Origin of the sequence: Kitasatospora cheerisanensis KCTC 2395 (genome assembly GCF_000696185.1) — a bacterium.
Classification (GTDB): domain Bacteria; phylum Actinomycetota; class Actinomycetes; order Streptomycetales; family Streptomycetaceae; genus Kitasatospora; species Kitasatospora cheerisanensis.
The window spans coordinates 656532-681862 of sequence record NZ_KK853997.1; the positions used below are offsets into that span (position 1 = coordinate 656532).

At 75.8% G+C, this 25331-nt stretch carries 11 protein-coding genes and 5 pseudogenes; 1 reads left to right on the forward strand and 15 read right to left on the reverse strand.

The window, feature by feature from the left end; all coding sequences use genetic code 11:
- Positions 1 to 50: 50 nt before the first annotated feature.
- From KCH_RS36695 to KCH_RS43185, 7 genes and pseudogenes are all read right to left on the reverse strand, one after another.
- A pseudogene (locus KCH_RS36695) lies at positions 51 to 3659 on the reverse strand (amino acid adenylation domain-containing protein); the annotation flags it as partial.
- Positions 3660 to 3913: 254 nt separating this feature from the next.
- Positions 3914 to 4854, reverse strand: a pseudogene (locus KCH_RS43835) (AMP-binding protein); the annotation flags it as partial.
- Between the two features lie 173 nt (positions 4855 to 5027).
- A pseudogene (locus tag KCH_RS36705) lies at positions 5028 to 8153 on the reverse strand (amino acid adenylation domain-containing protein); the annotation flags it as partial.
- A gap of 35 nt (positions 8154 to 8188) precedes the next feature.
- Complete coding sequence (locus tag KCH_RS36710) at positions 8189 to 9565, reverse strand: condensation domain-containing protein (protein WP_051652672.1); 1377 nt, start codon at positions 9563 to 9565, stop codon at positions 8189 to 8191.
- Between the two features lie 434 nt (positions 9566 to 9999).
- Entirely contained in the window at positions 10000 to 14565 is a 4566-nt protein-coding gene (locus tag KCH_RS43840; protein ID WP_051652673.1) for a non-ribosomal peptide synthetase, read from the reverse strand.
- A gap of 98 nt (positions 14566 to 14663) precedes the next feature.
- Positions 14664 to 17357, reverse strand: a pseudogene (locus KCH_RS43845) (non-ribosomal peptide synthetase); the annotation flags it as partial.
- Positions 17324 to 18688 (reverse strand): condensation domain-containing protein, encoded by a 1365-nt coding sequence (locus KCH_RS43185; RefSeq protein WP_157031858.1) that lies wholly within the window; start codon positions 18686 to 18688, stop codon positions 17324 to 17326. The gene KCH_RS43185 and the pseudogene KCH_RS43845, both read right to left, overlap by 34 nt.
- A gap of 23 nt (positions 18689 to 18711) precedes the next feature.
- On the opposite strand from KCH_RS43185, the gene KCH_RS42185 reads away from it, so the two are divergent.
- A complete protein-coding gene (locus tag KCH_RS42185; protein ID WP_167573967.1) occupies positions 18712 to 18966 on the forward strand; it encodes a hypothetical protein in 255 nt (84 codons plus the stop codon).
- Positions 18967 to 18973: 7 nt separating this feature from the next.
- On the opposite strand, the gene KCH_RS42190 is transcribed toward KCH_RS42185, so the two are convergent.
- The 8 genes and pseudogenes from KCH_RS42190 to KCH_RS43855 all read right to left on the reverse strand — a co-directional run.
- Positions 18974 to 19543 carry a phosphopantetheine-binding protein gene (locus tag KCH_RS42190; RefSeq protein ID WP_167573969.1) on the reverse strand — a complete coding sequence of 190 codons (570 nt, stop codon included), beginning with the start codon at positions 19541 to 19543 and terminating at the stop codon, positions 18974 to 18976.
- Entirely contained in the window at positions 19435 to 20691 is a 1257-nt protein-coding gene (locus tag KCH_RS36730) for an amino acid adenylation domain-containing protein (protein ID WP_051652677.1), read from the reverse strand. Before KCH_RS36730 ends, KCH_RS42190 begins: the two co-directional genes overlap by 109 nt.
- Positions 20670 to 21671: a condensation domain-containing protein gene (locus KCH_RS45810; protein WP_279635934.1), complete on the reverse strand. Its 1002-nt coding sequence runs from the start codon at positions 21669 to 21671 to the stop codon at positions 20670 to 20672. The genes KCH_RS36730 and KCH_RS45810 overlap by 22 nt, the downstream gene beginning before the upstream one ends.
- Positions 21593 to 22249 (reverse strand): condensation domain-containing protein, encoded by a 657-nt coding sequence (locus tag KCH_RS45815; protein WP_051652679.1) that lies wholly within the window; start codon positions 22247 to 22249, stop codon positions 21593 to 21595. The genes KCH_RS45810 and KCH_RS45815 overlap by 79 nt, the downstream gene beginning before the upstream one ends.
- Before the next feature lie 90 nt (positions 22250 to 22339).
- Positions 22340 to 23326, reverse strand: coding sequence for an ABC transporter substrate-binding protein (locus tag KCH_RS02955; RefSeq protein WP_035858650.1), 987 nt, complete (start codon positions 23324 to 23326; stop codon positions 22340 to 22342).
- A 53-nt stretch (positions 23327 to 23379) separates the two neighbouring features.
- Entirely contained in the window at positions 23380 to 23625 is a 246-nt protein-coding gene (locus KCH_RS02960; protein ID WP_035858655.1) for a phosphopantetheine-binding protein, read from the reverse strand.
- Positions 23626 to 23655: 30 nt separating this feature from the next.
- Positions 23656 to 25011: a lysine N(6)-hydroxylase/L-ornithine N(5)-oxygenase family protein gene (locus KCH_RS02965; protein WP_035858657.1), complete on the reverse strand. Its 1356-nt coding sequence runs from the start codon at positions 25009 to 25011 to the stop codon at positions 23656 to 23658.
- Between the two features lie 82 nt (positions 25012 to 25093).
- Positions 25094 to 25331, reverse strand: a pseudogene (locus tag KCH_RS43855) (hypothetical protein); the annotation flags it as partial.

Here is a 25331-nt window from a genome sequence, read left to right on the forward strand (position 1 = left end):
GGGCGGCCGCCGAGGGCGGCGTCGACCAGCCGGTCGACCAGGTGCTCGGCGAGGGCCGAGACGGTGGGCCGGGCCAGCAGGTCGGGCAGGCAGATGTCTCCCTCGAAGTCGGTGCGCAGGCGCTGGAGCAGTTCCATCGCCAGCAGCGAGTGGCCGCCGAGGTCGAAGAAGTCGTCGTCGATGCCGACCGCGGGCAGGCCGAGCACCTCGGCGAACGCGGCGTGCACGGCCTGTTCGCTCGGGTAGCGCGGGGCGCGCCGTTCGCCGTCGACGGCGTGGTGCTCGGCGCGCGGCGCGGGCAGCGCAGCGCGGTCGAGCTTGCCGTTGACGGTCAGCGGCAGGGCGTCCAGGACCACGAAGGCCGAGGGCACCATGTAGGCGGGCAGCCTGGCGGCCAGCGAACGACGGATCGCCGCGACCGAGATAAGGGTACCCTCACTTGGCACCAGGTAGGCCGCCAGGCGCTTCACGCCGGGGGTGTCCTCGCGCACCACCACGGCCGCCCGGGCGATCTCCTGATGGTCGGCCAGCGCGTCCTCGATCTCGCCGGGCTCGACGCGGTAGCCGCGGATCTTCACCTGGTCGTCGGCGCGGCCGAGGAAGTCGAGCAGCCCGTCGGCGCGCCGGCGGACCACGTCCCCGGTGCGGTACATCCGTGCGCCGGGCTCGCCGAACGGGTCCGCGACGAAGCGCTCGGCCGTCAGGCCGGGCCGGTTGAGGTACCCGCGGGCCAGGCCGACGCCCGACACGTACAACTCGCCGGGGACGCCGACCGGGACGGGCCGCAGGTGGCCGTCCAGGACGTGCGCGACGGTGTTCCGGATCGGCCGGCCGACGGTGGCCGTGTCCGAGTCGAGGGTGCCGCCGCCGAGGGTGTTGATGGTGTACTCGGTCGGCCCGTACAGGTTGTAGCCCAGCACGCCGGGGGTGTCGCAGAGCTTCGACCACAGCGTCTCCGCCACCGCCTCGCCGCCGAGCAGCACCAGCACCGGCCGGTGCCGGCCCTCGTCCAGCAGGCCCCGGTCGACCAGCGCCTGCGCGTAGGACGGCGTCACGTTGATGACGTCCACGGCGTGCTCCGCGCAGTACGCGGAGAGCGCCTCCGCGTCGCGGCGCAGCGCCTCGTCCAGGACGTGCACTTCGTGGCCCTCGACCAGCCAGAGCAGCTCCTCCCAGGACATGTCGAAGGAGAAGGACACGGTGTGCGCGATCCGCAGCCGACGCCCGCCCGCGGCGGCCACCACCGGATCGAAGATCGCCTCGCGGTGGTTCACCTGCATGTTCGTCAGCCCGCGGTAGGGCGTGACGACGCCCTTCGGCCGACCCGTCGAGCCCGAGGTGAAGATCACGTACGCGGCGGCGTCCGGCTCGTACGGCACCTGGAACGGACCCGCCGGCAGCGCGGCCAACTCGGCGACCACCGACGGGTCGTCAAGGCGCAGGCGGGGGACGTCGGCGGTGTCGGGCATCCGGTCGGCCGCCGCCTCGTTGGTGACCAGCACCACGGGCGCCGTGTCCTCGACCATGAACGCCAAGCGCTCGGCAGGGTAGTCGAGTTCGAGCGGCAGGTACGCCGCCCCGCAGCGCAGCACCGCGAACAGCGACGCCACCATGTCCAGCGAACGCGGCAACCCGAGGGCCACCACCTTCTCGGGCCCGGCGCCCCGCGCCGCGAACAACCGCGCCAACCGGTCCACCCGCGCGTCCAGTTCGGCATACGACCACGACTCCGCACCGAACACCAACGCCGTCTCCTCCGGCACCGACGCCGCCCGCTCCGCCAGCAACTCCGCCACCGACGCCGCAGGCAGCTCACGACCCGTCTCCGCCCACTCCCCCAGCAGCTCCCGCTCACCGGCCGTCAGCACATCCAGGGCGCCGATCGAGCGGTGCGGGTCGGCGGCGACCTGGGCGAGGACGGCGAGCAGGCGTTCGGCCAGGGCCTCGGCGGTGCCGCGGTCGTAGAGGTCGGCGGCGTACTCGAGGGCGAGGTCGATCTCCTCGGTGGCGGAGGTCTCCTCGAAGTTGAAGTCGAGTTCGAACTTGGCCGCGCCGAGGTCGAACGGGAGGATCCGGCTCTCCAGTCCGAGCAGGCGTCCGGCCCGGCCGTCGTTGTGCTGGTAGCCCAGCATCACCTGGAACAGCGGGTGCCGGCCGGGTACCCGGGGCGGGTTGAGGGCCTCCACCAGGCGGTCGAACGGCAGGTCCTGGTGGGCGAACCCGGCGAGGTCGAACTCGCGGACGCGGCCCAGCAGTTCGGCGAAGGTCGGGTCGCCGGACAGGTCGGTGCGGAGCACCACCGTGTTGACGAAGAAGCCGACCAGGCCGTCCAGCCCGCTGTCCGAGCGGCCCGCGACGGGCGCGCCCAGCGGGATGTCCTCGCCCGCGCCGAGCCGGTGCAGCAGGGTGGCGACGGCGGCCTGGAGCACCATGAAGGTGGTGGTGCCGGTGGCCCGGGCGGCCTCCCGCAGGCCGCGGTACACGGCGGGCGGCACCTGGGCGTGCACCGTCCCGCCCCGGTACCCGGCGACGGGCGTCCGCGGGTGGTCCAGCGGCAGCGCCAGCTCCTCCGGCAGACCGGCCAACGCGCGCGTCCAGTGGTCGAGTTGACGCTCCACCAGGCCGTCGGCGAGCAGCTCCTGCTGCCAGAGCGTGTAGTCGGCGTACTGGACGGGCAGCGGCTCCGGCCGGGCGCCGCCGTAGGCGGCGGTGAGGTCGTCCAGGAACGGCAGCATGGACCACTCGTCGCCCGCGATGTGGTGGAACAGCAGCACCAGCACGTGGTCCTCGGGGCCGAGTTCCAGCACGGTGACCCGCAGCGGCCGTTCGGTCGCCAGGTCGAAGCCGCGCCGGACGGCGGCCTGCACCGCGGCGTCGAGCGCGGACTCGGCGACCGGGCGGACCTCGATCGCCTCCGCGTCGGCCGGCGCGTCCAGCAGCTGCTGGTACACCGAGCCGTCGCGCTGCACGAACACGGTGCGCAGGCTCTCGTGGCGGGTGCTGACGGCGCGGACGGCGGCGCGCAGCGCGGGCTCGTCGAGCGGGCCGGTGACCCGGACCACGAGCGGCACGTTGTAGGTGGCGCCGTCGCGGTCCAGGTTCTGCAGGTACCACATGCGGCGCTGGGCGTGCGAGAGCGGCAGGTCGGCGGGGCGGGGGCGGCGGGTCAGCGCGGGGCGCGGCTCGCCGGCGGTGTCCAGGCGGTGGGCCAGGCCGGCGGGCGTGGGGGCCTCGAACAGGTCACGGACCGTCAGGGTGCCGCCGAGCAGGTTCCGGACCTTGGCGATCAGCCGGGCGGCGAGCAGCGAGTGGCCGCCGAGGTCGAAGAAGTTCTCCTCCGGGCCGACCTCGGCCAGGCCGAGCGCCTCGCCGAACGCACCGCACAGGATCTCCTCCCGTGCGTCCCGGGGCGCCCGCTCGGCGGTGCCGCCCTGCGGGGCGGGCAGCGCCCTGCGGTCGAGCTTGCCGTTGACGGTCAGCGGCAGCGCGTCCAGCGTGATCAGCGCGGACGGGACCATGTACTCGGGCAGCCGGGCGGCGAGTCCGGCCCGCACCTCGGCGGTGTCCAGGCGGGCCGGCCGGGACGAGGTAGCCGACCAGGCGCTTGACGCCCGGGGTGTCCTCGCGCACCACCACGGCCGCCTGCGCGACGTTCCGATGGGCCGTCAGGGCGTCCTCGATCTCGCCGGTTCGATCCGGTAGCCGCGGATCTTGACCTGGTCGTCGGCCCGCCGAGGAAGTCGAGCAGCCCGTCCCTCCGCCACCGCACCACATCACCCGTGCGGTACATCCGCGCGCCGGGCTCGCCGAACGGGTCCGCGACGAAGCGCTCGGCCGTCAGGCCGGGCCGGTTGAGGTACCCGCGGGCCAGGCCGACGCCCGACACGTACAACTCGCCCGGCACACCCACCGGAACCGGGCGCAACTGCCCGTCCAGCACGTGCGCGACGGTGTTCCGGATCGGCCGGCCGACGGTCGCGGTCGCCGAGTCCAGGGTGCCGCCGCCGAGGGTGTTGATGGTGTACTCGGTCGGCCCGTACAGGTTGTAGCCCAGCACGCCGGGCGTCTCGGACAGCTTCGACCACAGCGTCTCCGCCACCGCCTCGCCACCGAGCAGCACCAGCACCGGCCGGTGCCGGCCCTCGTCCAGCAGCCCGCACTCCACCAGCGCCTGCGCGTAGGACGGCGTCACGTTGATGACGTCGACCGCGTGCTCGGCGCAGTAGTCCGCCAGCCCCTGGCGTCGCGGCGCAGCGCCTCGTCCAGGACGTGCACTTCGTGACCCTCGACCAGCCAGAGCAGCTCCTCCCAGGACATGTCGAAGGAGAAGGACACGGTGTGCGCGATCCGCAGCCGACGCCCGCCCGCGGCGGCGACCACCGGATCGAAGATCGCCTCGCGGTGGTTCACCTGCATGTTCGTCAGTCCGCGGTAGGGCGTCACCACGCCCTTCGGCCGACCCGTCGAGCCGGAGGTGAAGATCACGTACGCGGCGGCGTCCGGCTCGTACGGCACCTGGAACGGGCCCGCCGGCAGCGCGGCCAACTCGGCGACCACCGACGGGTCGTCGAGCAGCACGGTGGCCGGGTGGGCGGGCAGCAGCGCGGCGGTGGCGGAGTCCGTCACCAGCACCACGGGCGCGGTGTCCTCGACCATGAACGCCAAACGCTCGGCGGGGTAGTCGAGTTCGAGCGGCAGGTACGCCGCCCCGCAGCGCAGCACCGCGAACAGCGACGCCACCATGTCCAACGAACGCGGCAGCCCCAGGGCCACCACCTGCTCCCGACCGGCCCCCGCGCCGCGAACAACCGCGCCAACCGGTCCACCCGCGCGTCCAGTTCGGCATACGACCACGACTCCGCACCGAACACCAACGCCGTCTCCTCCGGCACCGACGCCGCCCGCTCCGCCAACAGCTCCGCCACCGATACCGGAGGCAGCTCACGACCCGTCTCCGCCCACTCCCCCAGCAGCTCCCGCTCACCGGCCGTCAGCACGTCCAGGGCGCGGACGGGGCGGTCGGGGTCGGCGGTGAGCTGCGCGAGCAGCAGGATCAGGCGCTGGGCGTGCTGTTCGATCTCGGTGCGGTCGAAGACGTCGGGGCGGTACTTCCACTCGAAGGTGAGGGCCTCGCCGGGGTTGGTGATGAAGATCAGCGGGAAGTGCGCGGCGTCCACGTCCTCCACCTCGCGCACGCCGAGGCGCTCGCGCAGGTCGGCGCGGGCCGCCTCGTCGGCGGGGGTGTTGCGGAGCACCTGGAGGGTGTCGAAGAGGCGGCCGAAGCCGGTGCCGCGCTGGATGGCGCCCAGGCCGGTCTGGTGGTGCGGCAGCAGGGCGGCCTGTTCGGTCTGGTGGCGGGTCAGGAAGGCGGCGACGCTCTCCGCCGGGTCGAGCTCGGCGCGCACCGGGACGGTGTTGAGGAACATGCCGATGGTGCCGTCGATGCCGGGCAGTTCGGCGGGACGGCCGGAGACGGTCGCGCCGAACACCACGTCCTGCCGGTTGGTCAGCCCGGCGAGCAGCAGCGCCCAGCTGCCGGACAGCACGGTGTTCAGGGTCAGCGCGTGGGTCCGCGCGAACTCCTTGATCTCGCCGGTCAGTTCGCGGCTCAGCCGGGCGGTGACGGACTGCGGGAGCAGCCCGGCGCGTTCGCGGGCGCCCGGGGCGAGCAGGGTGGGCTCGTCGAGCCCGGCGAGGGCCTGCTGCCAGGCGATGGTGCCGGCCTCGGTGTCGCGGGCTCCCAGCCAGCGCAGGAACTCCCGGTAGGGCAGGGCGGGTTCGAGCGTCGGCAGGCCGGCGCAGCGGCCGAGGACTTCTTGCAGGAACAGGCCGGAGGACCAGCCGTCCCAGAGCAGCGCGTGGTTGGTGATCAGGATCCGCTGCCCGCCGTCGGGGGCGAGCACGGACAGCAGGCGCAGCAGCGGCGGGGCGGCCAGGTCGAAGCGGGTGGCGGCCTCGCGCTCCACCACCTCGGCCATCCGTTCGGCGAACTGCTGCTCCGTCAGCCCGGACAGGTCGAGTTCGGTGAGCGGGACGTCCACGGCGCGCGGCACGAACTGGACCGGCCGGTCGGGGCCGGTCGGCAGGAAGCCGGCCCGCAGGTTGGGGTGGGCGTCCAGCACGGCGGCGACGGCGGCGCGCAGCACGTCGAGCGGGAGGCGGCGGTCCAGGGTGATGACGTCGCGGGCGGTGTACACGTCCACGGCGCCGTCGTCGTAGTCGGCCTCGAACAGCAGGCCTTCCTGGAGCGGGGAGACCGGCCAGACCTCCTCGATCTCCAGGTGCGGCGCGGCGGCCCGGACGGCGGCCCGCTCGGCCTCGGTGGCGGCGGGGAGTTCGGGCAGCTCGGGCCGGGCGGCGGCGGTCTCCCGGGTGTCGGCGAGCCCGGCGAGGGCGGCGGGGGTGCGGCGTTCGAAGACGTCGCGGGGGCTGAGCGCGAGGCCTTCGGCGCGGGCGGCGCCGATCAGCCGGATCGAGGAGATGGAGTCGCCGCCGAGGCGGAAGAAGTCGTCCTCCGCGCCCACGGGTCCGGGCAGGCCGAGCACCTCGGCGTACAGCGAGCAGAGCAGCGTCTCGGTCGGGGTCTCGGCGGCGCGGGAGCCGGCGGCGCCCGCGAAGTCGAGGGCGTCCTCGGGCAGTGCCGTGCGGTCGAGCTTGCCGTTCACGGTCAGCGGGAGGGCGTCCAGGACGGTGAACGCGGACGGCACCATGTACTCCGGCAGGCGGGCGGCGAGCCGCTCGCGCACCTCGGCGAGGTCCGGCCCGCCGGGAGCGGCGGGCACCAGGTGGGCGACGATCCGGTCCACGGTGCCGCGGTGCACCACCACGGCGCTCTGCGCGATCTCCGGGAGGGCCGCCAACTCGGCCTCGATCTCGCCGAGTTCGATCCGGTAGCCGCGGATCTTCACCTGCCCGTCGGCGCGGCCCAGGTAGTCGAGGGCGCCGTCGGGGCGGCGGCGCACCAGGTCGCCGGTGCGGTACATCCGCGAGCCGGGCTCGCCGAACGGGTCGGCGACGAACCGGCCCGCCGTCAGGCCCGGCCGGCCCAGGTAGCCGCGCGCCAACTGGACGCCCGCCAGGTACAGTTCGCCCGGCGCGCCGTCCGGGACGGGCCGCAGCAGCCCGTCCAGCACGTAGGCCCGGCCGCCGGTGAGCGGGCGGCCGACGGCCGGGGTGGCGGTCTCGGCGAGGTCGGCGACCAGGGCGTCCACCGTGAACTCGGTCGGCCCGTAGTAGTTGAGCACGGTGACGCCGGGCTCGGCCCGGAGCTCCGTCCACAGCGTCTCGGGCAGCGCCTCGCCGCCGAGCAGCAGCACCGCCGGGCGGTGACGGCCCGTCAGCAGCCCGCTGTCGAGCAGCTGGGCGGCGTAGCTGGGGGTGACGTCCAGCGCGTGGATGCCGGCCGCGCGGACGTAGGCGACGACCGCTTCGGCGTCGCGGCGGTCGTCGGCGCCGAGCAGGTGCAGTTCGTGGCCGCCGAGCAGCCAGAGCAGCTGCTCCCAGGAGGAGTCGAAGGAGAACGAGGCGGTGTGCAGGGCCTTGAGCCGCGGCTCGCCGGTGGCGGCGAGGACGGTGGCGAACTCGCGGGTCAGGTGGTCGTGGGCCAGGTTGGCCAGGCCCGCGTGCGCCAGCACCACGCCCTTGGGGCGGCCGGTGGAGCCCGAGGTGTGGATGACGTACGCGGCCTGCGCCGGGTCGATCGGGCCGCCGCGCTCGTCGTCGGTGACGGGGCCGGCCGGCAGCGCGGCGAGTTCGGCGGCGGTCGCCGGGTCGTCGAGCAGCACCACGGTCGCGGCCGGCCGCTCGGGCAGGCGGGCCAGCACCTCGCGGGTGGTGACCAGGACGGCCGGGCGGGCGTCGTCCAGCAGGTCCGCCAGCCGGGTGTCCGGGTGGTCGAGGTCGAGCGGCAGGTACGCGCCGCCGGCCCGCAGCACGGCGAACAGGGCGGTGACGGCCTCGGTGACGCGCGGCAGGGCGAGTGCGCAGAGGTGCTCGGCGCGGACCCCACGGGCGAGCAGCAGGCGCGCCAAGGCGTCGGTGTCGGCGTCCAGTTGAGCGAAGGTGCGGGTGGCCGGGGTGCCGTCGAGGGCCGGGCCGACCAGCGCCCGCCGGTCCGGGGTCCGCTCCGCCTGCGCGCGCAGCAGGTCGTCCACGCCGGGCGGCGGGACGGCGGGCAGCGCGGGGCCGGTCAGCGCCGGGCGCTCGGCCGGGCGAGCAGGTTCAGGCGGGCGAGCGGGGTGTCCGGGTCGGCGGCGAACTCCTCCAGCAGGGCGAGGAATCGCCCGAGCAGCGTCTCGGCCGCGGCGGCGTCGAACACGTCCGGGCGGTACTCGAGTTCGAGCCGCAGGTCGGCGCCGGGCAGCAGGGTCAGGCCGAGCGGGTAGTGGGTGGCGTCGCGGGCCCCGAGCGCGGTGACGGTCGGGCCCTCGCCCTCGCCCTCGCTCGCCGCGAGCCGGGCCTTCAGTTCGTCCCCGCCGCCCTGGTAGTTCTCCACCACCAGCAGCGTGTCGAACAGCGGGCCGGACGCGCCGGCGGCACGCTGGACGGCCGCCAGGCCGAGGTGCTGATGGTCCATCAGGGCGGCCTGGGCGCGCTGGACGTCGGCGGCGGCGGAAGCGAGCGTGTCGGCGGCGGCCGGGCGGACCCGGACCGGGACGGTGTTGATGAACAGTCCGACCATCGACTCGGCGCCCGGCAGGTCCTCCGGCCGGCCCGAGACGGTGGTGCCGAACACCGTGTCGGTGCTGCCGGTGAGCGAGCCCACCAGCACGCCCCACAGCGTGTACGCCACGCTGCCGAACGTCAGGCCCCTCCCGCGCGCGGCCGCCGTCAGCCGGGCCGTCAGCTCCGCCCCCGCGTGCCGGGTCAGCAGCCCGGGCTCCACGGCCGACGCCCCCGCGACGGCCGGGGCGACCGGGTGCGGCGTCTCGAACCCGTCGAGGGCCGCCGCCCAGGCGCGTTCGGCGGCGGCGGTGTCCCGGGCCGCGAGCAGCTCCAGGTGGTCCCGGTACGGGCGGACCGGCTCCAACTGCTCGCCCCGGTACAGCGCGAGCAGCTCACGCACCACGATCGGCATCGACCAGCCGTCCAGCAGCAGGTGATGGCAGGTCAGCACCAGCCGGTGTCGGCCCTCCCCCAGCCGCAGCAGGCTGAACCGCAACAGCGGCGGCGCCTCCAGGTCGAACCGGCGCTGCCAGTCCTCGTCCATCGCGGCCCGCACCGCGGCGTCCGCCTGCCCCGTCAGATCGACCACCCGCAGCGGCGTCTCCACCTCCCGCTGCACGAACTGCACCACGTCCTGCGGATCCTCGTACCAGAACCCCACCCGCAGGTTCGCGTGCCGCACCAGCAACGCGTCGATCGCCGCCGCGAGCCGGCCCTCCTCGACGGCCCCCGCGAGGTCCAGGTACGACTGCACGACGTACACGTCCCGCGCCCCGTCGTCGTACAGCGCGTGGAACAGCAGCCCTTCCTGCAAGGAGGACAGCGGATACACGTCCTCCAGGTCCGAGGGCACCGCACCGGTCTGCTGCGGCTCGTCGTGCGGGGTGAAGGAGTCGTTCATCTCGGCTTTCTCGGTCCTGGAGAAGAGGGGAAAAGAAGAGGAGCAATGCCCTGCGGGCGGCAACCCACCGGGTTCGGGACCGGGCGAATCCCCGTACCGCGGACCGCCGGACATCGACCGCCCACCGGCACCCGAACCGCCCGTCGACCCGCCGCCGAAACGCCCCACGCCAGAGCCGCCCCACGCCCCGTCCGCCCGACGCACGGCCCCGGCAGAGCCGGAACGCCCCGCAGGAGAGCCGTCGCACGCTTCGTCCGCCCGACGCACCGTCACGGCGAAGCCGGACACCGGCCCAGCACCCCCGACGGGCGACTCGACAGGAATCCCGTCGCGGCTCCCGTCAACCGCCCCGGCGGGGCCGGGATGATCGGCGGCGGGTATGCCGGCCGGTCCGGCGGGGCCGGGGCGGTGGGGCGGTCCGGGTCTGGTGGGGGTCATCGGCGGCGCCGTTCGCGGAGCTTGGACTGGAGGCGGTCGAGTTGGGGCTGCTTGAGCGGGACCAGGGAGAGGGCGGCCGGCGTGGTGAGCGTCCCGAGGGCGGTGAACCAGGCATCGGCGAGCTGTTCGGCCCGGGCAGTGGTCAACAGCGCGTCGGGCCAGGAGAGTTCGACGGCGAGGACCGGCGCGCCGGCCGGGTCGGTGGTGATGGCGGCGTCGATCTCCAGCGGGTAGCCGGCGGCCATCTCGGGGTCGGGGCCCGCGCCGCGGGCGACTGCTTCGCGTTCGGCGGCGGGGGCGAGGGGCCAGGCGTCCAGGCCCGGGCCGGGCCGGTCGGAGCGGCCGCGGTAGTTGAAGAGGACCGGGGACTTGGGGGCGGCCGCGAGCAGGCTCGCGGTCTGGGGGTTGAGGTGACGGAGCAGGCCGTGGCCGAGTCCCTTGTCGGGGGCGGCGCGGAGCCGCTCCTTGACGTGGCGGAGGGTGTCGGCGGGGGCGACGCCGGTGAGGTCGAGGCGGACGGGGTGAACGGTCGTCAGCCAGCCGACGGTGCCGGACAGATCGGTCTCGCCGCCGCGGCCGTGGCCCTCCAGGTCGAGCTGGAGGCTGGGCGCGGCGCCGGGGTCGGCGGCGGCCACGCCGAGTACGAGTCCGGCGAGCAGGATCTCGTCGATGCCGGTGCCGGGCAGGGTGAGCAGGGGGGCGGTGCGGTCGGCGGGCAGCGTGCGGCGCAGGGTGCGCAGGGTGGCGACGGTGTCGCGGGCGGGGTCGGCGGTGAGGTGGGCGAGCGGTCCGGGCGGGCCGGCCAGGGTGTCGCGCCAGTGGGCGGTTTCGGCGAGCCGGGGTCGCTGCTGGGCCTGGGCGTGCAGGTGTTCGGCCCAGGTGCGCAGGGTGGTGGGTTCGGGGGCGAGGGCGGGGGTGCGGCCGGCGGCGGCGTCGCGGTGGGCGGCGGCCAGCCGGGGCAGCAGGACGCGCCAGGAGACGCCGTCGACGGCGAGGTGGTGGACCGTCAGCAGCAGTCGGCCGTCCGCCTCGGGGCCGGCGTCGAACCAGACGGCGCGCAGCATCCGGCCGGTGGCGGGGTCGAGCGCGTCGGCGGCCCGGTCGGCCTCGGCGGTGAGCGCGTCGGGGGACGGCGCACCGGCCACGGGCACCCGGCGCAGCAGGGCGGGGTCGTCGTCGGCGGGCCGGGTCTGCTGGGTCCACAGGCCGTCGGTGGTGTCGAGGCGCAGCCGCAGTGCGGGGTGGGCCCGGACCAGGGCGGCGAGGGCGGCGCGCAGCGGCTGTTCGCCGAGCCCGCCGGGGACGGTGAGCAGCACGGACTGGTTGAACCGCCGGACGGGGCCGCCGCGTTCGCGCAGCCAGTGCACGACGGGCAGCAGCGGCACGGGCCCGTCGGGCGTCGGTGCGGCCGGCTCCACGGGGACGCCGCCGACGCCGGTCGCGGCGGCCAGCGCGGCCGGGGTGGGGTGCTGGAAGACGTCCTTCGCGCTGATCGGGTACCCCGCGGCCCGGGCCCGGCTGACCAGTTGCAGGGAGACGATGCTGTCGCCGCCGAGGGCGAAGAAGTTCTCCTCCTCCCCCACCTCGGGCAGGCCGAGCACCTCGGCGAACACCCGTGCCAGCGCGGCGCCGCCGGAGACCCGGGCCGTGCCGCCGGAGGCCGGGGCCGCCGTGCCGATGGCCGGGGCCGTGGCAGCGGCCTGCCGGCCGGGCGCGGGCAGCGCCTTGCGGTCGAGCTTGCCGTTGACGGACAGCGGCAGGGCGGCGAGTTCGACCACCACGGACGGCACCAGGTGCTCGGGCAGGGTGGCGGCGAGCGCGGCCCGCGCCCCGTCGCCGGTGGCGCCGGAGCCGGCGGCGGGCACCACGTACCCGATCAGCTGCTTCGCGCCGCTCTCGGCCTGACGGACCGTCGCGGCGGCGGCGGCGATGCCCGGCACGGCGGCCAACGCGGCCTCGACCTCGCCGAGTTCGATCCGGAAGCCGCGGATCTTCACCTGGTCGTCGGTGCGGCCCAGGTACTCGACGCTGCCGTCGATCCGGTAGCGGACGAGGTCGCCGGTGCGGTACATCCGGGAGCCGGCCGGGCCGGACGGGTCGGCGACGAAGCGGCCCGCGGTGAGGCCGGGCCGGCCGAGGTAGCCGCGCGCCAACTGGACGCCCGCCAGGTAGAGTTCGCCGGCCACGCCGACGGGGCAGGGCCGCAGCGCGGCGTCCAGCACGTACAGCCGGGTGTTCCAGGCGGGGCGGCCGATCGGGACGGTGCCGGCGCCGGCCCAGGCGCGGTGGTGGGTGACGTCGACGGCGGCCTCGGTGGGCCCGTACAGGTTGTGCAGTTCGATCTGCGGCCACAGTGCGAGGAAGCGGTCGACGGCGGCGGCGGGCAGCGCCTCGCCGGAGCAGAAGACCCGGCGGACGGTGGCGAATTCGCGGCGCAGGGCGTCCTCGGCCTCGGCGGCGGCGGTGAACGCGGTGAGCATGGACGGCACGAAGTGGCAGGTGGTGACGCCGGCCCGGGCCGCGAGTCCGGCCAGGTACTGGGGGTCGCGGTGGCCGCCGGGGCGGGCCAGGACGACGCGGGCGCCGACGGTCAGCGGGAGGAAGAACTCCCAGACGGAGACGTCGAATCCGGCGGGGGTCTTCTGCAGGATCCGGTCGTCCGCGCCGATCGCGTACAGCTCGCGCATCCACTCCAGCCGGTTGACGATCGCCCGGTGGGTGACCAGGACGCCCTTGGGGCGGCCGGTGGAGCCGGAGGTGAAGATGACGTACGCGGCGTGGTCGGGTCCGGCCTCGGCGGGGGCGGCGTCGGAGGGCCCGGTGGCGTCGACGGGCAGCACCGGCACGCCGGGGACGGCGGGGACGGCGGACCGCTGCCCGGGCAGGGTGAGCACGCAGACGGGGCGGGCGTCCTCGATCATGCCGGCGAGCCGTTCGGCGGGGTACTCGGTGTCCAGCGGCAGGTAGGCGGCGCCGGCCCGGAGCACGCCGAGCAGGGCGACCATCAGTTCGGCGGAGCGCGGCACGGCGACGCCGACCACGGTGTCCGGCCGGGCCCCGGCGGCGGTCAGCGCGGAGGCCAGGCGTCCGGCCCGGTCCCAGAGCTGGCGGTAGGTCAGCTCTTCGCCCTCGAAGTCGACGGCGACCCCGTCGGGCGCGGCCACGACCCGTTCGGCGATCCGGGTGACCAGGGTGCCCTCGCGGACGGGTATCGCGGTGGCGTTCCACTCGCCGGCCAGGCCGCGAACCTCCTCGGCGGCGGTCGGCTCGATCCGGCCGATCGGCTGCCCGGGGTCGGCGGCGGCCTGCTCCAGGACGCGCAGCAGCCGGGTGCCGAACAGGCGGGCGGTGGCGCGGTCGAAGAGGTCCTCGGCGTGGATGACGGTCAGGTCGGTGCGGGTGCCGTCGGCGGACTCGACGAAGGTGAACGCCAGGTCGAAGCGGGCGGCGTGCACCGGGTCGGGCAGCAGTGCGGTGCGGGCGCCGAGCAGCGCGTCCAGGCCGTCGGCCTCCTTGCGGTACTGGACCATCACCTGGAACAGCGGGTGCCGGCCGAGGCTGCGCTCGGGGTTGACCAGGTCGACCAGCCGGTCGAAGGGCAGGTCCTGGTGGGCGAGGGCGCCGAGCACGGTCTCCTTGGCGCGGGCCACCAGCTCCTCGAACGCCGGGTCGCCGGACAGGTCGTGACGGAGCACCAGGGTGTTGACGAAGAACCCGACCAGCTGTTCGAGGGCCTCGTCGCCGCGTCCGGCGACGGGCGCGCCGAGCGCCACGTCGGCGGTGCCGGCCAGCCGGCCGAGCAGCAGCGCGGCGGCGGCCTGCACCACCATGAACGGGGTGGCACCGGTGCGCCGGGTCAACTCGCCGAGCGCGTCGTGCAGTTCGGCGGGCAGGGTGAGCCGGACGGCGCCGCCGCGGCCGGTAGCCTCGGCGGGGCGGGGCCGGTCGGTGGGCAGCGTCAGTTCGGCGGGCAGCCCGGCCAGCCGCTCAGCCCAGTACCCGGCCTCGCGCTCGACCGGCTGCTCGGCCTGCCACAGCGTGTGGTCGGCGAACTGGAGCGGCAGCGGCGGCAGTTCGGGGGCTCGCCCGGCGGTCCGGGCGGTGTACGCGGCGTCCAGGTCGCGCAGCAGCACGCCCTCCGACCACTCGTCGCCGGCCAGGTGGTGCAGCGCGATGCTGAGCACGTGCCGGCGCGAGCCGGCGCTGAGCAGGGTGGCCCGGACCGGGATCTCCCCGGTCAGGTCGAAGACGTGCGCGCCGGCGGCGGCGGTCTCGGTGTCCAGGCGGTGCCCGGCGACCTCCCGCACCTCGAACGGCGGGACGACCTGGTCGGCCGTCAGGATCCGCTGGTACGGCTGCCCGTCGTGCTCGGCGACCACGGTGCGCAGCGCCTCGTGCCGGGCGAGCACGTCGCCGAAGGCCAGCCGCAGCGCCTCGGCGTCCACGGGGCCGTCGATCCGCAGCGCGCACGGGATGGTGTAGGCGGTGGACGGGCCCTGCAGGCGGTCGAGGAACCACAGCCGGGCCTGGGCGGGGGCCAGCGGGATCCGGGCGGGGCGCACCCGGGCGGCGGGGCGGTGCGGGCGGGGGCCTCGCCGTCCAGGCGGGCGGCGAAGGCGGCGGCGGTGCGGGTCTCGAACAGGGCGCGGATGGCCACCTCGGTGCCGAGGGCGGCGCGCAGCCGGCCGACCACCCGGGTGGCCAGCAGGGAGTGGCCGCCGAGCGCGAAGAAGTCCTCCTCGACGCCGACCGCGGGCAGGCCGAGCACCTCGGCGAACACCCGGCACACCAGCTGCTCCCGCTCGGTGCGCGGGGCGCGGCCGGCGGGTGCGGCGTAGGCGTCGGCGGTGGGCTCGGGGAGCGCCTGCCGGTCGAGCTTGCCGTTGACGTTGAGCGGGAGTGCGGGCAGCGTCACCAGGGCGGCGGGGACGAGGTATTCGGGCAGTTCCTCGGCGAGGGCCTTGCGCAGCGCGGCCGGGTCGAGCTCCGTCCCGGCGGCGGGGACGGCGTAGCCGACCAGGCGCTTGCCGCCGCCGGGCGCGGGGCGGACCAGCACGGCGGCCCGGGCGACGCCGGGCAGCGCGGCGAGCGCGGCCTCGGCCTCGCCGGGTTCGACCCGGAAGCCGCGGATCTTCACCTGGTCGTCGTCGCGGCCCAGGTAGTCGAGGCTGCCGTCGGCGCGGTGCCGGACCAGGTCGCCGGTGCGGTACATCCGGGTGCCGTCGGCGGCGAACGGGTCGGCGACGAAGCGGCTCGCGGTGAGCGCGGGCCGGTTGCCGTAGCCGCGGGCCAGGCCGGGGCCGGCGATGTACAGCTCGCCGGCGGTGCCGGGCGGCACGGGCCGCAGCCGGGCGTCCAGCACGTAGCAGCGGGTGTTGCCGATCGGGGTGCCCACGAAGGGAGTTGCGCTGTCGGCGAGGTTCGCGCCGAGGGCATCGACGGTGTACTCGGTGGGCCCGTAGAAGTTGTGGCCGAGCACGCCGGGGGTGGTGCGCAGCCGGGTCCACAGGGTGTCGCCGACGGCCTCGCCGCCGACCAGGAACAGCAGCGGGCGGTGCGCCGGGTCGTCCAGCAGGCCCCATTCGACGAGCTGCCCGCCGAACGACGGGGTGACGTCCAGGGTGTCGATCCGGTCGCGCACCAGGCGGGCCGCCAGGGCCTGCGGGTCGCGGCGCAACTCCTCGCCGTAGACGTGCAGTTCGTGGCCGAGCAGCAGCCACAGCAGCTGCTCCCAGGAGGAGTCGAAGGAGAACGAGGCGGTGTGCGCGGCGCGCAGCCGCCGCCCGCCGGCCGCCGCGACGGCGCGGGCGAAGACCGTGCCGCCGTGGTGCTCCAGCAGGTTGGCGAGGCCCCGGTGCGGCACCAGGACGCCCTTGGGGCGGCCGGTGGAGCCGGAGGTGTGGATGACGTACGCCAGGTGGTCGGGCCCGGGGCGGACGGGTTCGGCGGCCAGCGTGCCGAGCCCGGCGAGCGGCACGGCACCCAGCTCGGCCTGTGCCAGCACCGGTCGGGCGGCGGCGAGTTCGGCGGTGGTGAGGGTGAGCAGCGGGGCGGCGTCGTCCAGCATCAGGGCGATCCGCTCGTCCGGGTGGTCCAGGTCGATCGGCAGGTAGGCGGCGCCGGCGGCGAGCACGCCGAGCAGGGCGGCGACCAGGTCGGCGGAGCGCGGCAGGGCGAGCGCCACGACGGTGTCGGGGCGGGCGCCGAGCGCGGCCAGGTGGCGGGCGTAGGTGTCGACCCGGTCGGCGAGTTGGCGGAACGTCAGGCGGTCGGCGCCGCAGACCACGGCGGTGCGCTGGGGGTGGGCGGCGGCGGTGGCGCGGAAGGCGTCGACCACGGTGCCCGCGGGGACGGGCCGGTCGGTGGCGTTCCAGGCGGTCAGCACGGTGTGCCGCTCGTCGGCGGTGAGGACGTCCAACGCGCCGACGGGGGCGGCGGGTTCGGCGGCGATCGCGGCGAGCAGGCGGAGCAGGCGGTGGCCGACGGCGGCGGCGCGTTCGGCGTCGAACACCTCGGGGCGGTACTCGACGGTGAGCTGCGGGTGCTCGCCGGGCAGGGTGAGCACGGTCAGCGGGTAGTGGGTGGCCCCGTGGTGGCCGATGCCGGTGACGCGCAGCTCGCCGGCGGTGAGCTGCTGCGGGTCCATCGGGTAGTTCTCGAACACCAGCAGGGTGTCGAACAGGGTGCCGTGTCCGGCGGCGGCCTGGATCTCGGCGAGGCCCAGGTACTGGTGGTCGAGCAGCGCGGACTGCGCCTGCTGGAGCCGGGCCAGCGCCTCGGCGACCGGCTCGTCCTCGCGGAGCTCGAAGCGGACGGGGACGGTGTTGCTGAACAGGCCGACGGCGGCCTCGACGCCGGGCAGGTCGCCGGGGCGGCCGGAGACGGTGGCGCCGAACACCACGTCGGTGCGGCCGGTGAGCCGGCCGAGCAGGATCGCCCAGGCGCCCTGCACCAGGGTGTTGAGGGTCAGTCCGTGCCGGCGGGCGGTGGCGGTGAGGGCGGCGGCGAGCGCGGCGGGCAGCGGCAGGTCGAGTTCGGCGCCGGCGGTGCCGTGCTCGGCGGCGGCGGGCGCGCCGAGGGCGTCGGCGAGCAGGGTGGGCGCCTCCAGGCCGGCCAGGGCGCGCCGCCAGGCGGCGGTGTCGGCGGCGGCGTCGCGGCCGGCCAGGTGGGCGAGGTGGTCGGCCCAGCGCGGCGCGGGCGGCAGTGCGCCGCCGGTGTACGCGGTGAGGACCTCGCGCAGCAGCACGGGCGTGGACCAGCCGTCCATCACGATGTGATGGCGGGTCAGCAGCAGGCGGTGCCGGTCGGGGCCGAGGGCGATCAGGGCGCAGCGCAGCAGCGGCGGGCGGGCCAGGTCGAAGCGGCGGGCGGCCTCGGCCGGGCGACGCGGGCGGCTTCGGCGTCCCGGCGTTCCTCGTCGAGGCCGGTCAGGTCGTGTTCGGTCCACGGGACGCGGACCCGGGCGGCGACGGTCTGCACGGGGTCGCCGGCGGCGGTCGTGGTGAAGGCGGCGCGCAGGGCGCTGTGCCGGTTGACCACCCGGTCGACGGCGCGGACCAGGGCGACCCGGTCGAGCGGCCCGGTGAGGTCGAGCGCGGTGAGCGAGGTGTACAGCTCGTCGTCGCCGCCGTGCTGCATCCGGTCGTGGAACAGCAGCCCTTCCTGGAGCGGGGAGAGCGGCAGCACGTCCTCGACGCCGGGGAGGGCGTCCAGGTCGGCCTGGGTGACGGGGGCGAGCGGCACGTCGGACGGGGTGAGGGCGGCGGCGTCGGGGCGGGCGGCCCACCGGGTGAGGGCGTCCAGCCGGGCGAACCAGGCAGCAGCCAGCTCCTGCATCTCCGGCTCGGTGAACAGGTCTTCGGGCCAGCCGAGTTGGACGGTCAGCTCGGGGCCCTCGGGGCGGTCGTGGACGAAGGCGCCGATCTCCAGGGCGTGGCCGCAGGGCTGCTCGGGGTCGGTGGTGGCGGTGATGGCGTCGCCGGCCTCGGGGGCGGGCGTCCACGGCTCGCCGGTGGCGGTGAACCGGCCGAGGTAGTTGAACAGCAGGCGGGGTTCGGGGGCTTCGGCGAGGGCGATCGCGCCGGCGGCGTCCAGGTGGCGCAGCAGGCCCCAGCCGGCGCCGGCGGCGGGCAGCGCGCGGACGGCCTCCTTGACCAGGCCGAGCGCGGCGCCGGTGTCCTCGGTGCCGGACAGGTCGAGGTGGAGCGGGAATTCGGTGGTCAGCCAGCCGACGGTGCGGGCGGTGTCGGCGCCGGGGACGAGCCGGTCCTCGCGGCCGTGGCCCTCCAGGCGGAGCAGCAGGCCGGGGGCGGCGGCGTCGCCGTGCAGGGCGCGGCGGCGGTCGCGGACGGCGAGGGCGAGGCCGGTGAGCAGCACGTGGTCGACGCCGGCCCGGCGCGCGGCGGGGACGGCGGTGAGCAGCGGCGCGGTGCGGGCGGCGGGCAGGGTGAGCCGCAGGCGGCGCTGCCGGCCGGCGGTGTCGCGGCGCGCGTCGAGCGGGCGCTCGGCCAGCAGCGGGGCCGGAGTGTGCGTCAGCTGCTGCTGCCAGTACGGGAGTTGGGCCTGTACCTCGGGGCCGGCGGCGGCCTCGGCGAGGCCGTGCGTCCAGGCCCGCAGCGAGGTGGGGACGGGGTCGAGGCGCGGCCCTCGTACGCGGCGTGCAGGTCGGGCAGCAGGATCCGCCAGGAGACGCCGTCCACGGCGAGGTGATGGATCACCAGCACCAGCAGGCCGGCGTGCTCGGGTCCGGCGTCCAGATGGACGGCCTGGAGGACGACGCCGAGTCCGGGGTCGAGCCGGCCGGCGGCGGCCTCGCGTTCGACGGCCGCGGCGGCGGCGAGTTCGGCGGGGCGACCCGCAGGTGGCGGAGCCGGTCGGCGACGGGGGCGGTGCCGACGGGGCGGACCTCCTGGGTCCAGGCGCCGTCGGCGGCGGCGTGCAGGCGCAGCCGCAGCGCGTCGTGACGGTCGGTCAGGGCGTCCAGGGCGGCGGCGAGCCGGGCCGGGTCGAGGCCGGCGGGGACGGTGACGGTGACGGCCTGTCCGAACCGGCCGATCGGGCCGCCGCGGTGGCGCAGCCACTCGCCGATGGGGTGGCGGCGAGGGTGCCGGTGGCGGCGACGGCGGGCCGGCGGCCTGCGGGCGAGGGGCTGACGGCGGCGGCGATCCGGGCGACGGTGCGGCGGTCGAAGACGGTGCGCGGGGTGAGGGCGAGGCCGGCGTGCCGGGCGCGGCTGCCGAGCTGGATGGCGGAGATGCTGTCGCCGCCGAGCGAGAAGAAGTTGTCGTCGGCGCCGACCTGTTCGACGGGCAGGCCGAGGACTTCGGCGACCAGGGCGGCGAGGATCCGCTCGGTCTCGCCGCGCGGCGCGACGGCCGTCCGGTCGGCGGCGGGCGCGGGCAGCGCCTTGCGGTCGAGCTTGCCGTTGACGCTCAGCGGCAGCGCGTCCAGGCCGACCAGGACGGCGGGCACGAAGTACTCGGGCAGGGTGAGCGCGAGGCGGTCCAGCAGCGCCTGCGGGTCGGCCGGCGGCGGCACCACGTAACCGACCAACTGGCGTGCTCCGCCGGGCAGTTCGCGGCCGTCACGGCGGCGTGCGCGACGCCGGGGAGGGCGGTCAGGGCGGCCTCGACCTCGCCGAGTTCGATCCGGAAGCCGCGGATCTTCACCTGGTCGTCGGTGCGGCCCAGGTACTCGACCGCGCCGTCCGCGTTCCAGCGGGCGAGGTCGCCGGTGCGGTACATCCGGCCGCCGTCGGCGGCGAACGGGTCGGCGACGAATCGGCCCGCGGTCAGGCCGGGCCGGCCGAGGTAGCCGCGCGCCAACTGGACGCCCGCCAGGTAGAGTTCGCCGGCCACGCCGACCGGGCAGGGCCGCAGCGCGGCGTCCAGCACGTACAGCCGGGTGTTCCACACCGGCCGGCCGATCGGCACGCTGCCGGCGCCGGCTGCGGTCTGCTGGTGGGTCACGTCGACGGCGGCCTCGGTGGGCCCGTACAGGTTGTGCAGCGGCACGGCGGGCAGCGCCCCGTACCAGCGGTCCACGGTGTCGGCGGGCAGCGCCTCGCCGGAGCAGAAGGCGCGGCGCAGGGTGGCGCAGCGTTCGGCGAGCCGCGGCTCCTCCAGGAAGGCGCGCAGCATGGAGGGCACGAAGTGCAGGGTGGTGACGGACTGTTCGGCGATCAGGTCGGCCAGGTAGCCGGGTTCCCGGTGGCCGTCGGGGCGGGCCAGTACGACGGCCGCGCCCTCGCTGAGCGCCCAGAAGAACTCCCAGACCGAGACGTCGAATCCGGCGGGGGTCTTCTGCAGCACCCGGTCCTCGGCGGTGAGTCCGTAGGCGTGCTGCATCCAGGCGAGCCGGTTGACGATGGCCCGGTGGGTGACCAGCACGCCCTTGGGGCGGCCGGTGGAGCCGGAGGTGTGGATGACGTAGGCGGCGTGGTCCGGCCGGCGGCCCGGGTGCGGCGCCGGGGGCGGCGGGAGGGGCGCGTCGAGCAGGACGGCGCGCTCGCGGGCGGCGGCGGGCAGCCGGTCGAGCAGGGCGGTGACGGTGAGCACCCGGACCGGGTCGGTGTCCTCGATCATCGAGGCGAGGCGCTCGGCGGGGTGGTCGGTGTCCAGCGGCAGGTAGGCGGCGCCGGCGGCGAGGGTGCCGAGCAGGGCCGTCATCAGCCGGGTGGAGCGGGGCACGGCGACGGCGACGATCCGGTCCGGGCCGGCCCGGCGGCGGCCAGCACCCGCGCCAACTCATCCGCCTTGGCGGCGAGTTGGGCGTAGCTCAGGGTGCCGTCGGGGGCGATGACGGCGGTGGCGTCGGGGGTGGCGGCGGCGCGGGCGGCGATCCGGGTGGCCAGCGTGCCGGGCTCGACGGGGTGCGCGGTGGCGTTCCAGTGCTCCAGCAGCTCGGCGCGCTCGGCGTCCGGCAGCAGCTCCAGCTCGCCGAGCGGGGCGGCGGGCGCGGCGGCCAGGCGCTCCAGCAGGGCGGTCGACCGCTCGGCGTGGCGGGCGAGTTCGGCGGCGGTGTACAGCGCCGGGTTGGCCTCGAAGTCCAGCAGCAGCCGGTGGTCGGGGGTCTTGGCGACGGACAGCGAGAAGTCGTCGACCGGGCCGGACGCCAGGTTGACGGTGTGTCCGGCGCTGCCCGCGAAGTCCAGGTCGAGGTCGAAGGGCTTGATGTTCAGCAGCGGCCCGTACAGCCGCTCGTCGCCGCCGACCAGGCCGAGTTCGCGGCGCAGCTCCTCGCCGCGGTGCAGCTGGTGGGCGCGGACGTCCCGCAGTTCGGCGGCGGCGCGGCGCAGCAGCGCGTCGAAGCTGTCGGCGGGGGCGACGGGCAGGTGCAGCGGCAGGATGTTGACGGCCATGCCGGGGACGCGCAGCGTGCCGGGCGCGGTGCGGGCCATCAGGTGCATGCCGACGACGGCCTCGCGGGTGCCGGTGATCCGGTGCAGGTACGCGGCGAGGGCGGCGTGCGCGGCCTCGGCCCAGGTGGCGCGGGCGGCCCGGGCGGCGGCCAGCACGGGGGCGGTGCGGTCGGCGGACAGCTCGATCCGGTGGCGCAGCGCGGCGGGCGCGGCGGCGGCCTGCTGCTCCGTCAGGGAGCGCACCTGCGGCCGGCCGGCGGAGCGTTCGCGCCACCAGGCGCGGTCCCGCTCGGCCTGCGGGCCGGCCAGGTGGGCCCGTTCGGCATCCGCGAGGACGGCGGCGGGCCGCAGCGGGCTCGGGGGACGTCGGCGCCGGCGGCGAGGGCGGTGTACACCTCGGCGACCCGGCGGGTGAACAGGGCGACGCCGTAGCCGTCGATCACCAGGTGGTGGAACCACTGGAACCACAGGTGGGCGTCCGCGCCGGTGCGGACCAGCAGGGCGCCGTGCAGCGGGTCGGCGGCCAGGTCGAGCGGGCGGGCGAGCTGACGGCGCACCAGGTCGACGGCGGCGCCCTCCGGGTCGGCGGCGTCGGCGGTGTCGAGGCGGGCGAGCGTCCAGCCCTCGGGGTCGAACGGGGCCTGCCGGGCGCCCTGTTCGGTGATCCGCAGGTGCAGGCCGTCGGCCTCGGCGAGGGTGCGGCGCAGCGCCGCTTCGAGCAGTTCGGGCCGCAGCGGCCCGTCGATCCGCACGTACTGCCCGACGTTGTGGGCGGGGCTGCCGGGGTCGATCCGTTGCGCGGCGAGGACGCCGGCCTGGGCGGCCGTCAGGTCCCGCCGGTCGCCGTGCTCGGCGCGCGTGGCGTGCGTGGTGGTGCTGCCGGCCATGGGTCGGACCTTCCCGGGGTTCGGCGGCCCCCGGCCGGGTGCGGTCGGGGCCACGGGGTGCGTGCGGTGCTGCGGGGTGCTGGCGGGGGGCTACTGGGCCTTCAGGACGGTCTCGATCTGCTCCAGCACGTTGATCGAGGTGCCGTAGCGGTCGGTGGTGGCGTAGGTCAGCGGGACGACCTTGCCGGCCTTGACGGCCTTGAGGTTCTGCCAGGACGGCTGCTTGTCCAGGTCCTTGGTGTCCTGCGGGACTTCGCCGGTGGCGGCCGTCCTGGGCACCAGGACGATGTCGGCGTCGGCGAGCACGTCGAGCTTCTCCACCGAGTAGGTGACCTCGTGGTCGGCGGTGTCGGCGGAGGCCCGGGAGAATTTCGCGCCGACGTCGTTCAGCACCCGGCCGACCCAGGAGGTGGCGGTGTCGACCAGGAACTCGCCGCCGCCGTAGGAGGAGGCGATGGTCCACTTGGTGGAGTTGAGCTTGTCCGCGTAGTCGGCCTTGATCCTGGCGGCCTCGGTCTCGTAGTCGGACTTCAGCTTCTTGAACTCCGCCTCCTTGCCGACGGCGGTGGCGATCTTCTCCTGCGCGGTCAGCAGGTCGACGGGCTTGTCGATGCCGAAGTACAGCGTCGGGGCGATGCCTTCCAGCTTGGAGACGCCCCAGTCGAACGCGGTGGCGCCCTCGACGATGATCAGGTCGGGGCGCAGCGAGGCGACCTTCTCGATGTTGATCTCGATGCCGGAGCCGATCGGCTCGATCTTCTTCGCCGCCTCGGTCTGCGAGGGCAGCAGCTCCATCGGGTTGTTCTCGTCGATGGTGGAGGTGCCGACGGGCTGCACGCCGAGGTCGAGCAGCGCGCCGGTGGCGTAGGAGACGCTGACGATCCGCTGCACGCCCGCGGGGACGGTGACCTTGCCGTTGGTCGCCTCGACGGTGACCGGTGCGGCGCTGCCGGCGGCGCCGGCCGCGGCGTCCTTGCCGCCGTCGCCGCCGGAGCCGCAGGCCGTGGCGGCGAGCGCGACGGCGACGGCCGCGGCGAGCGCTCCGGCGGTGCGGGTGGTCAGGGCGCGGGTGTTCATGGTTCTCCTCGGTGGGGGCGGTGCGGGGTGCCGCGGAAGGGGGTGACGGCCGGTCAGGCGCGGGTGAGGTACGCGGACCAGGCGAGCAGGGTGGGGGCGGGGCCGAGGTCGGCGAGGTCGGCGAACTCGACCCGGGCGCCGCGGGCGCGCCAGGTCTCGACCAGGTGCATGACGCGCATCGAGTCGAGGCCGAGGTCGCGCAGGTCGTCCTCGTCGTGGATGTCCTCGGGGCGCTCGCCGAGCAGGTCGGCGATCTCGGCGCGCAGGGTGTCGGGGTCGAACCCGGCGGGGGTGGTCATGGGGCGGACTCCTCGGTGCTGCGGGCGGGTTCAGGCGGTGGCGGCGGCGGTGCGGGCGCGCAGGCCCCGGCCGGAGCGGCGCAGCAGCAGGGAGTCGCGGATCTCGCCGGAGCGCACGGCGAGGGTGGACAGCAGCGCGGAGGTGATGCCGTGGGTGTGCTCGGTGCCGCCCTGCAGGTAGATGCCGGCGTCGAGGCGGTCGTCGGTCAGCACCCGGTGGTCGCGGTCGACCCGGAGCCGGCCCTGCTCGTCGGTGCGGCAGGCGTCGGCGAGTTCGCCGAGCAGTTCGCGCGGGTCGACGTGGGTGTAGCCGGTGGCGAGCACCACGGCGTCGCAGTCCAGGACGTGTTCGCGGCCGGTGGTGAGGGAGCGCAGGTGGGCGCGGGCGCCGGTGGCGGTCTCCTCGGCGGCGGTCAGCCGGGTGGTGTTCAGCACCCGCAGGCGTTCCCGGCCGACCACCTTCTCCTGGTAGGCGGTGCGGTACAGCTGCTCGATCAACTCGCCGTCCACCACGGAGTAGTTGGTGTTGGCGTGCTGGGTGAGCAGGCGCTGCTTGGCGTCCTCGGGGGCGGCGTAGAACTCGTCCACGGCGGCCGGGTCGAAGATCCGGTTGGCGAACGGGCTGTCGTCGGCGGGGCTGTAGCCGTAGCGGGTGAGGACGGCGCAGATCTCCGCCTCGGGCAGCGCGCGGTGCAGGAAGTCGACGGCCTCGGCGGCGGACTGGCCGGCGCCGATCACGGCGATCCGGCGGTGCGTCAGCGGACGGGCCGCCAACTGCGGGGCGCGCTGGAGCAGGTCGCGGGTGTGCCAGACGTTCTCGCCGGCGGCGACGCCCTCGGGCAGGCGCGGGACGAGGCCGGTGCCGACGGATATGTTGCGGGTCCGGTGGGTCCGGACCGAGCCGCCGCCGACGGCCTCGGAGACCACCTCGACCTGCTCGATCCGGCCGTCGGCGGCGGGCACCGGGCGGATGCCGGTGACGGTGCGGGCGTAGCGGACCCGGTCGGCGAACTCGGCGGCGCACCACTCGAAGTAGTCGTGGAACTCGAGCCGGGTCGGGTAGAAGGTCTTCAGGTTGATGAAGTCGGCGAGCCGGCCGCGCTCCTGGAGGTAGGCCAGGAAGGTGTAGCGGCTGCGCGGGTCGCGCTGGGTGACGAGGTCCTTGAGGAACGACACCTGCATGGTCGCGCCGTCCAGCAGCATGCCCCGGTGCCAGCCGAAACCGGCCTGGCGCTCAAGGAAGTTGACGCGCAGCGGGGGCTCGGCGGCGGTCCGGTTGTGGTCGTCGACGGCGATCGCCAGGGCCAGGTTGGCGGGGCCGAAGCCGATGCCGATCAGGTCGTCGACGTCCTCGTTGCTGCGGTCCGCCTCGTGCTCCAGCGACATGCGCGTCCTTCCCTCTTCCCGGTACGGCGGGGACGGGTGCGGTCGCATCCCGATCCTCGGCTGCTGCTTTGGTTAGGCTTACCTAACTTGTCGCACCGGAGGCGGCTGAGTCAAATTCAGGAACCGCCGCGGGGCGGGATTCCGCAGGCGAGGGGCCCAGCACCCGGGTACCGGGCGCGGCCGGGCCGAAGGCCCGCAGCACCGCATCCGGCACCCGGCCGTCCAGCACCCGCACCTCGCCGACGCCGGCCCGCAGCGCGGCCAGGCAGGCCGTCATCTTGGGCACCATGCCGCCCGCCAGGCCGGGCAGCATCCCGGCC

Bases quoted from the DNA above. Each gene is read 5' to 3' on its own strand.
- KCH_RS36710 (WP_051652672.1), bottom strand. From the start codon at position 9,565: ATGAACGACTCCTTCACCCCGCACGACGAGCCGCAGCAGACCGGTGCG.
- KCH_RS42185 (WP_167573967.1), top strand. From the start codon at position 18,712: ATGGATCACCAGCACCAGCAGGCCGGCGTGCTCGGGTCCGGCGTCCAG.
- KCH_RS45815 (WP_051652679.1), bottom strand. From the start codon at position 22,249: ATGGCCGGCAGCACCACCACGCACGCCACGCGCGCCGAGCACGGCGAC.
- KCH_RS02955 (WP_035858650.1), bottom strand. From the start codon at position 23,326: ATGAACACCCGCGCCCTGACCACCCGCACCGCCGGAGCGCTCGCCGCG.
- KCH_RS02960 (WP_035858655.1), bottom strand. From the start codon at position 23,625: ATGACCACCCCCGCCGGGTTCGACCCCGACACCCTGCGCGCCGAGATC.
- KCH_RS02965 (WP_035858657.1), bottom strand. From the start codon at position 25,011: ATGTCGCTGGAGCACGAGGCGGACCGCAGCAACGAGGACGTCGACGAC.